General features: G+C 42.4%; 13 protein-coding genes. 10 read left to right on the top strand and 3 right to left on the bottom strand.

Features of this window, described 5'->3' with window-relative positions; all coding sequences use genetic code 11:
• The 4 genes from ftsY to rpoH form a co-directional block, all read left to right on the top strand.
• Window positions 1-1040: signal recognition particle-docking protein FtsY (ftsY, locus tag PR709_RS18990; protein ID WP_206093058.1), on the top strand; the 1040-nt coding region annotated here is incomplete at its 5' end.
• 6 nt (window positions 1041-1046) lie between these two features.
• Window positions 1047-1712 (top strand): cell division ATP-binding protein FtsE, encoded by a 666-nt coding sequence (gene ftsE / locus PR709_RS18995; RefSeq protein ID WP_004925727.1) that lies wholly within the window; start codon window positions 1047-1049, stop codon window positions 1710-1712.
• Window positions 1705-2682 (top strand): permease-like cell division protein FtsX, encoded by a 978-nt coding sequence (ftsX, locus tag PR709_RS19000; RefSeq protein WP_004925722.1) that lies wholly within the window; start codon window positions 1705-1707, stop codon window positions 2680-2682. The genes ftsE and ftsX overlap by 8 nt, the downstream gene beginning before the upstream one ends.
• A 206-nt stretch (window positions 2683-2888) precedes the next feature.
• Entirely contained in the window at window positions 2889-3767 is an 879-nt protein-coding gene (rpoH, locus tag PR709_RS19005) for an RNA polymerase sigma factor RpoH (RefSeq protein ID WP_004925718.1), read from the top strand.
• Between the two features lie 81 nt (window positions 3768-3848).
• Here the strand turns inward: rpoH and PR709_RS19010 are convergent, their stop codons facing one another.
• Window positions 3849-4235 (bottom strand): VOC family protein, encoded by a 387-nt coding sequence (locus tag PR709_RS19010; protein ID WP_004925713.1) that lies wholly within the window; start codon window positions 4233-4235, stop codon window positions 3849-3851.
• Window positions 4236-4239: 4 nt separating this feature from the next.
• On the bottom strand, window positions 4240-4644 hold the full coding sequence (gene panM / locus PR709_RS19015) for an aspartate 1-decarboxylase autocleavage activator PanM (RefSeq protein WP_004925710.1): 405 nt from the start codon (window positions 4642-4644) through the stop codon (window positions 4240-4242).
• Between the two features lie 505 nt (window positions 4645-5149).
• Between panM and PR709_RS19020 the strand changes: the two genes are divergently transcribed.
• The 5 genes from PR709_RS19020 to livF all read left to right on the top strand — a co-directional run bounded on the left by PR709_RS19020 (window position 5150) and on the right by livF (window position 10020).
• On the top strand, window positions 5150-6259 hold the full coding sequence (locus PR709_RS19020) for a branched-chain amino acid ABC transporter substrate-binding protein (RefSeq protein ID WP_004925706.1): 1110 nt from the start codon (window positions 5150-5152) through the stop codon (window positions 6257-6259).
• Between the two features lie 89 nt (window positions 6260-6348).
• A complete protein-coding gene (gene livH / locus PR709_RS19025) occupies window positions 6349-7275 on the top strand; it encodes a high-affinity branched-chain amino acid ABC transporter permease LivH (RefSeq protein WP_014657532.1) in 927 nt (308 codons plus the stop codon).
• Complete coding sequence (locus PR709_RS19030; protein WP_004925698.1) at window positions 7272-8555, top strand: high-affinity branched-chain amino acid ABC transporter permease LivM; 1284 nt, start codon at window positions 7272-7274, stop codon at window positions 8553-8555. The genes livH and PR709_RS19030 overlap by 4 nt, the downstream gene beginning before the upstream one ends.
• Window positions 8552-9319 carry a high-affinity branched-chain amino acid ABC transporter ATP-binding protein LivG gene (gene livG, locus PR709_RS19035; protein ID WP_004925696.1) on the top strand — a complete coding sequence of 256 codons (768 nt, stop codon included), beginning with the start codon at window positions 8552-8554 and terminating at the stop codon, window positions 9317-9319. The genes PR709_RS19030 and livG overlap by 4 nt, the downstream gene beginning before the upstream one ends.
• Window positions 9319-10020 carry a high-affinity branched-chain amino acid ABC transporter ATP-binding protein LivF gene (gene livF, locus PR709_RS19040; RefSeq protein WP_004925693.1) on the top strand — a complete coding sequence of 234 codons (702 nt, stop codon included), beginning with the start codon at window positions 9319-9321 and terminating at the stop codon, window positions 10018-10020. Before livG ends, livF begins: the two co-directional genes overlap by 1 nt.
• Before the next feature lie 47 nt (window positions 10021-10067).
• On the opposite strand, the gene PR709_RS19045 is transcribed toward livF, so the two are convergent.
• Window positions 10068-11009 (bottom strand): hypothetical protein, encoded by a 942-nt coding sequence (locus tag PR709_RS19045; RefSeq protein WP_272571108.1) that lies wholly within the window; start codon window positions 11007-11009, stop codon window positions 10068-10070.
• A 493-nt stretch (window positions 11010-11502) separates the two neighbouring features.
• On the opposite strand from PR709_RS19045, the gene hutU reads away from it, so the two are divergent.
• The gene (gene hutU / locus PR709_RS19050) at window positions 11503-13170 is read left to right on the top strand and encodes a urocanate hydratase (protein ID WP_060560742.1); all 1668 of its coding nucleotides are present in this window, start codon (window positions 11503-11505) and stop codon (window positions 13168-13170) included.
• Window positions 13171-13210 lie beyond the last annotated feature (40 nt).

Consider the following 13210-nt stretch of genomic DNA (forward strand, 5'->3'; position numbering starts at 1 on the left):
AACGTCAGCACCAAGCAGAAGAACAAGCTAAGCTGGAAGCTCAAGATATCGTCGCGTTACGCGATGAGGTTCTGAGTGAGCAAGAAGAGCCGAAACAAACAGAGCAAGAAAAACCTAAAAAGGAAGGTTTTTTTGCTCGATTAAAGAAAGGGCTACTGAAAACACGTCAAAATTTAGGCTCAGGTTTTCTTGGGTTATTTACTGGCAAGAAAATTGATGATGATCTTTTTGATGAATTAGAAGAACAATTATTGATTGCCGATGTGGGTGTTGATACAACACGTAAAATTATTGATAACCTGACCGCTCACGCAAGCCGTAAAGAGCTAAAAGATGCAGAGGCGCTATACAGTAAATTGCGTGAAGAAATGTCTGATATTTTAGCGGGAGTGGATAAACCGCTAGTCATTGAAGACAAGAAACCCTATGTTATTCTTATGGTTGGGGTCAATGGTGTTGGTAAAACGACCACGATAGGTAAATTAGCTCGCCAATATCAATCTGAAGGTAAAACCGTCATGTTAGCAGCAGGGGATACTTTCCGCGCGGCGGCTGTTGAGCAATTACAAGTTTGGGGGGAACGTAACCGTATCCCTGTTGTTGCGCAACATACTGGCGCCGATCCTGCATCAGTCATTTTTGATGCAATCCAATCAGCTAAAGCTAAAGGCGTGGATGTTCTGATTGCAGATACTGCTGGGCGTTTACAAAACAAAGCACATCTGATGGAAGAATTGAAAAAAATTGTCCGAGTGATGAAAAAACTGGATGAAGAAGCGCCACATGAAATTATGCTAACACTAGATGCAAGTACTGGACAAAATGCTGTCAGTCAGGCAAAACTTTTTAATGATGCTGTAGGTCTGACAGGTATCACATTGACTAAACTCGATGGCACAGCAAAAGGTGGTGTGATCTTCTCCATTGCTGATCAATTCGGTATTCCTATTCGTTATATCGGGATTGGTGAGGGTATTGAAGACTTACGTCCATTTAAAGCCGATGACTTTATCGAGGCTCTATTTGCCCGAGAGGAATAATTTTCGATGATTCGCTTTGAACACGTCAGTAAAGCTTATCGAGGTGGCCGGCAGGCTCTCCAAGGGGTAGATTTTCATCTACAACCAGGGGAAATGGCTTTTCTTACTGGTCACTCAGGAGCTGGTAAAAGTACGCTACTGAAGCTTATTTGTGGTATTGAGCGCCCGAGTGCTGGGCATATATTGTTTAATGGCCATGATATCAGTCGTTTGAAAAATCGGGAGATCCCTTTTTTGCGTCGGCAAATTGGGATGATTTTTCAAGATCATCATCTGTTATTTGATAGAACGGTGTACGACAATGTTGCAATGCCATTGATCATTTCGGGCGCAAGTTCCGAAGATATTCGCAGACGAGTTTCAGCAGCATTGGACAAAGTGGGTCTACTTGATAAAGCGAAAAATTTTCCAATTCAGTTGTCGGGTGGTGAGCAGCAGCGAGTTGGGATTGCGCGTGCTGTCGTAAACAAACCAACCATGTTACTTGCGGATGAGCCAACGGGGAACCTTGATGGTGAACTATCAGAGGGGATCATGCGGTTATTTGAAGAATTCAACCGTGTTGGAGTGACGGTTCTTATGGCAACCCATGATGTTGCTTTGATTGAGAGGCGTAATTACCGTGTACTGACTCTGAGTGAAGGGAGAATGATCGGAGGTCAACATGGCTAAACACGTTCGCAAATCTAAGTCTGAACGCCCTATGCAATCAAAAAGTAAGGCATTGAAAGGTGGGTGGCGTGAACAATGGCGCTATGCTTGGTTGAATACATTGGCGGATATGTTAAGACAGCCGTTAGCAACCTTTTTAACGGTGATGGTCATTGCGATTTCTCTGACCTTACCAAGCCTTTGTTATATTGTCTGGAAAAATGTGGCCCAAGCAGCTGCTCAATGGTATCCAACACCACAATTAACTGTTTACCTTGATAAATCGCTGGATGAACAAGGTGGGCAAAATGTGGTAACTCAGTTGCAAGCGCTTGATGGGGTAGAGCACGTAAACTACTTATCTCGCGACCAAGCGATGAGTGAGTTCCGTAGTTGGTCTGGTTTTAGTACTGCCTTAGACATGCTAGAGGAAAACCCATTACCTGCTGTGGCAATTATTACGCCAAAATTGGATTTTCAAAGTTCTGAAGTGTTAACAACACTGCGTGATCGAGTAAGCCAAGTTAATGGCATTGAAGAAGTTCGTATGGACGATAGCTGGTTCTCTCGGCTGGCGGCATTAACACAACTTGTCGGGCAAGTCGCTTCGGTGATTGGTATTCTAATGATCATTTCACTATTCCTTGTTATTGGTAATAGTGTGCGTTTGAATATTTTTGCGCGTCGAGACACCATCAATGTGATGAAGCTCATCGGTGCGACAGATGGCTTTATTATGCGGCCATTTTTACACGGTGGCTTGTTAATGGGGGCACTGGGCGCGGTAGTATCGCTGATTATGTCAGCGCTACTGGTGTGGAAGTTATCCGATGTTGTAGCACAAGTTGCGAGTGTTTTTGGTACGCAATTTCATATAGAAGGCTTGCTATGGGAGGAATCTTTATTAGTGATCCTTATGTCAGCCATGATTGGTTGGGTGGCAGCTTGGCTAGCGACAGTCCAGCACTTACGTCATTTTACGCCTGAATAATCCTTTTTATCGGCATAGTTTATCGCTATGCCGATAAAAATGGCACTGCTTGGGAACTTTTGAAGTCTTGGTTTGTCTGATATTAACCTGTCGCTATCGCACAAGTAGAATTTATTTAACTCAGTAAAACTGGTAAACTACGGTTTTCTAATCTTATATATCGCATCAAATTAATCTCTTTTCTTTATTTTTCAAAGAGGATCTGAATGACCAAAGACATGCAATCATTAGCACTTGTTCCGCAGGGAAGTATTGAAGCTTATATGCGGGCTGCCAATGCTTATCCTATGCTCACCGCTGAGGAAGAAAAGGAACTTGCTGAACGGCTGCATTACCATGGTGATCTGGATGCGGCAAAGCAACTGATCTTATCGCACTTACGTTTTGTGATACATGTTGCTCGTAGCTACGCAGGTTACGGTTTACCGCAAGCAGATTTAATTCAGGAAGGGAATATCGGCCTGATGAAAGCAGTGCGTCGGTTTAACCCTGAAATTGGTGTTCGCCTAGTTTCCTTTGCGGTCCATTGGATCAAAGCTGAAATTCATGAATACGTGTTGCGCAATTGGCGTATCGTTAAGATCGCGACAACAAAATCGCAGCGTAAGTTATTTTTTAACTTGAGAAAAAATAAAAAGCGTCTCGGTTGGTTTAATCAAGATGAAGTTGATATGGTGGCTAAAGAGCTGGGCGTGAGTACCAAGGATGTACGTGAAATGGAATCACGCATGGCGGCTCAAGATATGGCTTTTGATATGTCTGATGATGATGATAGCGGTGATTTAGGGCAACCTATTGCACCCGTACTGTTCTTACAAGATAAATCATCTGATTTTGCAGGCTCTATCGAAGAGGACAATTGGGAAAGTCACGCAACAGATCGGTTAGCCGACGCATTAGATTCATTAGATGAGCGTAGCCAAGATATTATTCGTGCTCGTTGGCTAGATGATGATAATAAGACAACATTACAGGAATTAGCCGATAAATATGGCGTTTCTGCCGAACGAGTCCGTCAGCTCGAAAAAAATGCCATGAAAAAATTGCGTGCCGCAATGGAAGAAGGCGAAGAAGAGAGTTATTAAAATCGATTTCCTTCCTGATTCACTGTTACTGCATTTATTGTCGCCGCCACGCGCGGGGCAATAAATGCAGAATACGCAGTATCATTCACTGTATAATTCTAAGGGGAGTCCATCCGGATCGGCAAAAAAAGTAAACCTTTTTTGTGTGTAGGGATCGATTCGTGGTGCTTCACAATCAACATTATGCTGCTTTAAATATTCAATCCATCCGTCAAGATCGTCCACACTAAACGCCAAATGCCTCAAACCACAAGCTTCAGGGTAACTTGGTCTAGCTGGTGGCGTAGGAAAACTAAATAATTCAATTTGGTATTGGTTGCCGAGCGCTAAATCTGCTTTCCATGAATCAGACTCTGCTCGATAATGCTCTTCTAATAAGGTTAATCCAAGAATTTTGCAGTAAAAATGTTTACTGGCAGCATAATTGGAGGCAATGATGGCAACATGGTGAATCCGCTTTAATTTCATAGTATTAAACTCGTTTTTCCCATCGATGACTTTCTTGCGTTGGTGTGAAGCGACAAGCTAATAAAAATTGCTCCATCACGATTTTATCCGCATCTAAAACCCCCTCTAAGCTGAAATACCAATGAGTTATTTGAGGCTCTTGTCGGCATATTTCGTCGAGTAAATAGAGCCCTACGCCACGGCGACGAGTGACCTCGCGCACTAAAAAATCGTAGATAGTACCGTTGTGTTGTTCTCGATGAATTTTGGCTGCGGCTAATAGGCGATCATTAAAGCGTGCCGCATAGATTTTTTGCTCTGATTGGCATTGATGAGCAAGTTGCTCTGGCGTCTGGTCAGGCCAGATTTTGTACAGGTCAAGATATTGTTGCTCAGTAGGATTGACCAAAGGAATGATTGTTAATTTCATAATTTTTCTATCTATATTAGTGAGACACCAAGCTGTAACTCATTGATTATTGCTGCTGTATGTAATCACATAGCCATGTTTGTCATTAAGGATATGCTTAATGGCTACCAAGCTGCAACTCGCATTATTTAGAGTATGCCCTTTGCTTATTTTTCATTCATACTCATCGACAGAGTGATCTGTAACCGATTTTTTGATTTTAGAGATGAAGATTTTGTCTTGGTTGATCTTCCGAGTTTAGCTCGGATTAATTTAAATTTAACTAGAATATAACACTGGCATTTACCAAAAACCCACGTAATAACATTAGATTTTTATTCTGCTGATTATGTAATTACCTACCATATACATTTGCTATTTAGCATATTTATCTTGTTTAATGTCATGAAATATATAGCCTTATTGGCTATGTTTTTAAATATTAGGCATTCGATAATGCCAATCATAATAATTGACTATAAATCAAACACAAACATGCAGAACCACAGAAGATGGGGACGACAGAATGAAAAAAATGAATAAAATGTTACTGGCAGGATCGATTGCGATGGTGTTTAGCCAGCCGATATGGGCTAAAGAGGTGAAGATCGCAGTTGTTGGTGCTATGTCTGGCCCTGTTGCCCAATATGGCGACATGGAGTTCACTGGTGCTCGCCAAGCAGTCGCTGATATTAATGCAAAAGGTGGGATCAACGGCGATACTTTAGTTGCAGTTGAATATGATGATGCTTGTGACCCAAAACAAGCTGTCGCTGTTGCTAACAAAGTGATCAATGATGGGATTCGTTATGTTATTGGTCATCTCTGCTCTTCTTCAACACAACCTGCATCCGATATTTATGAGGATGAAGGGATTATCATGATCACGCCGGCTGCAACCAATGCTGATCTAACCACGCGTGGTTATCAAATGATCATGCGTACAACAGGTCTAGATTCAGACCAAGGCCCTACCGCAGCGAAATATATTGTCGATGAGATCAAACCAAAACGTATCGCTGTTGTTCATGACAAACAGCAGTACGGTGAAGGTTTGGCGCGCTCTGTCCGTGAAAATCTAAACAAAGCGGGTGTTAAAGAAGTGATGTTTGAAGGGATCACCGCGGGCGATAAGGACTTTTCTGCACTGGTAGCCAAACTGAAAAAAGAGAATGTGGATTTTGTCTATTTTGGTGGCTACTACCCAGAAATGGGGCAAATTTTACGTCAAGCGAAGCAATCGGGTTTGAATATTCGCTTTATGGGGCCAGAAGGAGTAGGTAACTCATCACTTTCAAATATTGCTGGGGAAGCTTCAGAGGGGATGTTAGTAACATTGCCTAAACGCTATGACCAAGTCCCAACTAACAAACCTATTGTGGATGCGATTAAAGCGAAAAAAGAAGATCCAACCGGTCCGTTCGTTTGGACTACGTATGCGGCAATTCAAGGCTTGACGACAGCAATGGAGCGTACAGGGAGCCGAGAGCCAGAAGATTTGGTTAAGGATCTAAAAGCAAATCCAGTCGACACAGTGATGGGGTCATTGACTTGGCAGCCTAATGGAGACCTGAAAGGTTTTGAATTTGGCGTATTTGAATGGCATGCGGATGGTACATCCACTGCAGTGAAGTAATTTCACTATTCAGGCGCTGAACCGGGAGTTGGCTTACCAACTTCCGGCTTCTGCCCTGTTTAGGGATGGTAGTATTAAAGGATAGTCCTATGTCAGATCAAATTCTTTATTTTATCCAACAACTCCTCAATGGCTTAACCTTGGGCAGTACCTATGCATTGATAGCGATTGGCTACACAATGGTTTATGGCATTATTGGTATGATCAACTTTGCTCATGGTGAAGTTTACATGATTGGTAGCTATGTCTCCTTCATTGTCATCGCTGGGCTAATGATGCTAGGTATTGATGTTGGTTGGATCCTTATTGCTGCGGCATTCGTGGCTGCGATTGTTGTTTCAAGCTCCTATGGTTGGAGTATTGAACGCGTTGCATACCGGCCTGTTCGCCATTCAAAAAGGTTGATTGCACTTATCTCTGCAATTGGAATGTCAATTTTCCTACAAAACTATGTCAGCTTGTCACAGGGATCACGTGATCTGGCATTACCGAGTTTGATCACAGGTCAGTGGGTATTAGGCGAAAGCGATGGCTTTGAAGCGAGCATTACAAAAATGCAGCTGACCATTTGGGTGGTTACCTTACTTGCTATGTTGGCATTGACCCTATTTATCCGCTATTCCCGTATGGGAAGGGCGTGTCGTGCCTGTGCTGAAGATTTAAAAATGGCAAGTTTATTAGGCATTAACACAGACCGAGTGATTTCATTAACTTTCGTGATTGGTGCCACAATGGCAGCGGTAGCGGGAGTACTACTTGGGCAGTTTTATGGGGTCATAAACCCTTATATTGGTTTTATGGCTGGAATGAAAGCCTTTACCGCAGCCGTACTGGGGGGAATTGGTAGTATTCCTGGCGCTATGCTAGGAGGCATCATTCTCGGTGTTGCGGAAGCAATGACATCGGCTTATTTAAGCACGGAATATAAAGACGTTGTGTCATTTGGTTTATTAATTGGTGTATTGCTGATCATGCCAACCGGCATTCTGGGGCGCCCGGAGGTCGAGAAAGTATGAGAAAAGAAAATTGGATTAATGCCATCGTCGCGTCTGTGATGTTCTTTATTCTCTCTGTCTTTATGATGGGTCTGCAATTGACACTTGATGGCACGAAACTGGTTGTTTCAAGTGGTGATTCGGTACGCTGGAATTGGATTTTTGCAGGGATTGCAGTGATCTTTATTTTTCAGCTAATACGCCCTTCATTGGTGAGAGTGTGGCAAGGTGTTCCGAAACAATCGTGGTCTATACCTGATTTTGATGGCTCGACAGCGAGGCAAAAGATCCTTGCATTAGTTATTGTTATTGCTGCAATTATTTGGCCTTTTGTTGTTTCTCGAGGTAGCGTCGATATTGCGACATTAACCTTAATTTATGTGATGTTAGGCCTTGGTTTAAATGTGGTTGTCGGGCTATCAGGCTTACTGGTTTTGGGGTATGCAGGGTTTTATGCAATAGGTGCTTATACTTTTGCATTATTAAACCATTATTACGGGTTTGGCTTCTGGGAAAGCCTACCTATTGCTGGGTTAACAGCGGCCTTAGCTGGGTTTTTATTGGGGTTCCCTGTATTGCGGCTAAGAGGCGATTATTTGGCGATTGTCACCTTAGGTTTCGGTGAGATTGTGCGTATTTTATTGCTCAATAACACGGAAATCACGGGAGGACCAAACGGGATTAGCCAGTTGCCTAAGCCAACGTTGTTTGGTTTAGAGTTTAGCCGCACAGCAAAAGAGGGTTGGGATACTTTCCATAATTTCTTTGGCCTTGATTACAACGCAGGCGATAGGATTATTTTCCTCTATTTTGTGGCTCTGCTGCTGGTGCTATTAACGCTGTTTGTGATCAATCGATTATTACGTATGCCTTTAGGACGGGCTTGGGAAGCATTACGGGAAGATGAAATCGCCTGTCGCTCTTTAGGTTTATCACCGACAAAGATCAAGTTAACCGCCTTCACGATCAGTGCTGCCTTTGCTGGGTTTGCGGGAACGCTTTTCGCGGCTCGCCAAGGCTTTATCAGCCCTGAATCATTCACTTTCGTTGAGTCTGCTTTTGTACTAGCCATTGTCGTGCTCGGAGGGATGGGCTCACAAACATCGGTGATATTAGCGGCGATTATACTGGTTGTCTCAAGAGAAATGATGCGTGATTTGAATGCTTACAGTATGTTGCTATTAGGGGCATTGATGGTGCTGATGATGATTTGGCGTCCACAAGGGCTATTACCAATGAAACGTCGCCAAATGAAGCTAAAAAATAGCGAGCAAGTCGCCAGTGAGGGGGAAAAAGTATGACTCCTCTATTACAAGTCAACGGTCTAACCATGCGTTTTGGTGGGCTATTAGCGGTAAATAACGTTGAGCTGAGCTTAAATCAAGGTGAAATCGTTTCCTTGATTGGGCCAAATGGTGCAGGAAAAACGACAATTTTTAACTGCTTAACCGGGTTTTATAAGCCAACTGGCGGCTCAATTCTATACCGAGAAAAGCATTTGGAAGGCTTATCGGGTCAGGCGATCGCTCGGCTTGGGGTGATCCGAACTTTTCAGCATGTACGCTTATTCAAAGAAATGACCGTGATTGAGAATCTGTTAGTTGCTCAACATCAACATTTGAAAAGTGGTATTTTCTCCGGGTTACTGAAAACGCCAGCCTTTCGACGAGCGGAATCAGAAGCGATCGACAATGCAGTAAAGTGGCTTGAAAGGGTCGATTTATTGCAATTTGCTAACCGTCAAGCTGGTAACTTAGCGTATGGTCAACAGCGTCGGTTAGAGATAGCTCGCTGTATGGTGACACGGCCTGAAATTCTTATGTTAGATGAACCCGCGGCCGGCCTAAACCCGAAAGAAACTGATGACCTTGATGAGTTAATTGCTGAGTTACGCTCTCATCACCAAGTATCTATCTTATTGATTGAACATGATATGAAGCTAGTGATGGGAATTTCAGATCGCATTTATGTGGTGAACCAAGGCACGCCTTTGGCGAATGGAACACCTGACCAAATTCGTCAGCACCCTGATGTGATCAAAGCTTACTTGGGGGAGGCTTATTGATGTTAGAATTTAAACAAGTTTCTGCCCATTACGGAAAAATTCAAGCATTACATCAAGTGAGCCTGAATATTCAAAAAGGGGAGATCGTCACATTAATCGGTGCTAATGGTGCGGGTAAAACGACGCTACTGAGCACATTATGCGGTGACCCGCGAGCCTCAGAAGGGCAAATTCTCTACCGTGATGTCGATATTACTCAGTTGCCGACCGCGAAAATTATGCGTGAAGATATTGCATTAGTACCCGAAGGTCGCCGCGTTTTTTCACGAATGACCGTCGAAGAGAATTTAGCGATGGGGGGCTTTTTTGCTAATCGCCAACAATATCAAGAGCGCATAGAGCGCGTTTATACGCTGTTCCCGCGTTTGCATGAGCGCCGTAGTCAACGCTCTGGCACCATGTCTGGTGGTGAGCAGCAAATGTTAGCGATTGGTCGTGCACTGATGAGTCAACCTGAGTTGTTGCTACTTGATGAACCATCATTAGGTCTAGCGCCAATCATTATCATGCAAATCTTTGATACCATTTTGCAACTGCGCGAAGCGGGAATGACTATTTTCCTTGTGGAGCAAAATGCCAATCAGGCATTAAAACTGGCTGATCGCGGCTATGTTCTTGAGAATGGGCGTATTGTATTGGAAGATAGTGGTAAAGCGTTACTCGCTAATGAAGCAGTACGTAGTGCCTACTTAGGCGGCTAAACAATCCCCTTCATATCCTCTATTGGATACTGAAGGGGCTTAATAGTTTAAGATATTTTTATTAATGCCGGATTGGTTTCGAGCTCAATCTTTATGGTGAGCTTATCTAGATTATCAAATTTTAACGTATGATCTTTATTCACGTTGAAACAAGTTGCTCTCTTTATCTCAATAATAGACCCGGAAATTAATCGTTGAGGCTCAATTTGTTCAAGTTGATAACGGCAATGGGATGTTATTAAATATCCATTTTCCGTTATTTCGATTTGGACTGTTCCTTTATTCTCTCTTTGAGAGATATTGATTTTATCACGGTTTTGATTTGTGTTATATATATCGATATAAGCGTTTAAAATATGCTTTTGGTTCGCAATGTTACATAGATGACTAATGTGCTCAGGTGGTAATTTTTTAAAAGCATAATAAATGTCATTTATTGAATCTAATACAATTAACGAGCCATTCTCTGATTTGAAAATAATCTTCATTGCACCTATATCACGGGATATCTGCTCAAGGCATGAAATCTTATCTTCTGATTTTATTGTTATTTTTGAATTTTCATCCTCTATAATTTCATCTCCTTTACCCCACCGCCTTATCTGATAGTTTAATGCAGCAATCAATTCATTTTGTGTCATCAGAATATCTGTTTTACCTTGATTTTCCTCATTGAAATAAGAGGAGATCTCTTTGTTAAATTCAATAGTAACTTTTTGGTTATCTAATGATAATGACTTTAAACTTAACTTTGTATCGGGTTTATTTGCTATATTCTCTGGTAGGTGAAAATATTGATTAATAAAATCAATGGCAGACTCTTCATCCGTGATTTTAGGTTGCCAATGTGTATTTTCAGCTTGGTTTATTTTTGAAGTTTTAACAGGAAAAGAGTGATCATTATTTTTTACTTTGGCTATTTTTGATTCATGAGTGTGATCGTTATTGAGCCAAGAAGTAAGGCTATAAAATGGATTTTTAATCTTCATAAGTTATCACCAATAAAATTTATTTGCGATAACTTACAATAGGTTTGATGCGAAAGATTGCAATAATCGAGCATCCTATCGCTCATAGTGGGCTTTTCATGACTAGTTTATGTGAAGCGTCTCGCATTTCAGCTATTTACTTGTTTCTGCATATTAAATTAGTTGTCTATACATCTTCCTTCGAATAAACAGCAAGCTATCACTCATTGTATAGCTCATCACCTCCCTAGCTATCTAATCTTTGTGCAAAAATTCAAATTTAAATGTATATACTTTGTGAATTAAATGTATATATATTTAAAGACAACAAGATAAATGATTTGATAAAAATGATAGAAAATTAGTGCTGAGATAACTTCAACTGATTGAATATCAATAAGTTGAAGTAGGTTTGAAATCAATAAATCTATCAGTGAAAAAATAATGACTAATGAGAAATATCATTGATTGTTACAAAAAAGTTACATAAAAAGGATAAATAGGGGATACACCGATGCTAAACCGTACTGACTCTACACGCGTTATCCGCTCCCCACGTGGCAGCGAAAAAACTTGCAAAAGCTGGCTGACAGAAGCCGTGTATCGCATGATCCAAAATAACTTAGATCCGGATGTTGCTGAGCATCCGCAAAGTCTAGTGGTGTATGGCGGAATTGGACGTGCTGCTCGTGATTGGGAATGTTATGACAAGATTTTAGAAGTATTGAAAACGCTTGAAGATGATCAAACGTTATTAGTGCAATCAGGCAAGCCTGTTGGTGTTTTCCCGACTCACCCTGATGCCCCCCGCGTATTAATTGCTAACTCAAATATCGTCCCTCATTGGGCGAATTGGGAACATTTCAATGAGCTAGATAAAAAAGGCCTAATGATGTATGGCCAAATGACGGCTGGCTCTTGGATCTATATTGGTTCACAAGGCATCGTACAAGGGACCTATGAGACTTTTGTATCTTTAGCTAAGCAACATTTTAATGGTGATCCAGCCGGACGTTGGATCCTAACGGGAGGACTCGGTGGAATGGGGGGCGCACAACCTCTTGCTGCGACCATGGCCGGCTTCAGTATGATTGCTGTTGAATGTGATGAAAGCCGCATTGATTTTCGTTTAAGAACACGTTATGTCGATAAAAAGGCCACTTCATTAGATGAAGCGCTGCACTATATTGAGGAAGCGAAACAGAGCGGTAAGCCAGTTTCAGTTGGCTTATTAGGTAATGCTGCCGATGTTTACAGCGAATTGGTAAAACGTAACATTACCCCAGACTCAGTAACTGACCAAACGAGCGCGCACGACCCCGTTCATGGCTACTTACCTCAAGGTTGGACATTGGCGCAATGGCGTGAAAAACAACAGACTGCTGCCGATGAAGTGACTAAAGCTGCGAAGAAGAGTATGGCAGTACAGGTTGACGCTATGCTGACTATGCAAAAACGTGGCTCAGCAGCCTTTGACTATGGTAATAACATTCGTCAAATGGCGAAAGATGAAGGTGTGAGTAATGCCTTTAATTTCCCTGGCTTCGTTCCTGCCTATATTCGCCCTCTATTTTGTGAAGGAATTGGCCCATTCCGTTGGGTGGCATTATCGGGTGATCCAGAGGATATCTATAAAACAGATCAAAAAGTAAAAGAGCTGATCCCAGACGATAAACACTTGCATAACTGGCTGGATATGGCCCGTGAACGCATCGCATTCCAAGGGCTGCCTGCTCGTATTTGTTGGGTTGGCTTAAAAGATCGTGAAAGATTGGGTCGAGCATTTAATGAAATGGTGAAAAATGGCGAGTTAAAAGGGCCTATTGTGATCGGTCGTGATCACTTAGATTCAGGCTCTGTAGCAAGCCCACATCGTGAAACCGAGTCGATGAAAGATGGCTCTGATGCAGTCTCTGATTGGCCTTTACTCAATGCGCTATTGAACACCGCGGGAGGAGCGACATGGGTGAGTTTACATCACGGTGGTGGTGTCGGAATGGGCTTTTCACAACACGCGGGTGTCGTGATTGTCTGTGATGGCACTGATGCCGCGGATAAACGTCTAGCACGAGTTTTACATAATGACCCAGCAACAGGGGTGATGCGCCATGCTGATGCGGGTTATGACATCGCAATACATTGTGCAAAACAGCAAGGTCTGAATTTGCCGATGGTCAAGTAGCACCTTTGGCCTGCCTCAGATTAGGGGCGGCCTTATTTAG

This window comes from Providencia sp. PROV267, assembly GCF_028477825.1.
GTDB lineage: Bacteria > Pseudomonadota > Gammaproteobacteria > Enterobacterales > Enterobacteriaceae > Providencia > Providencia stuartii.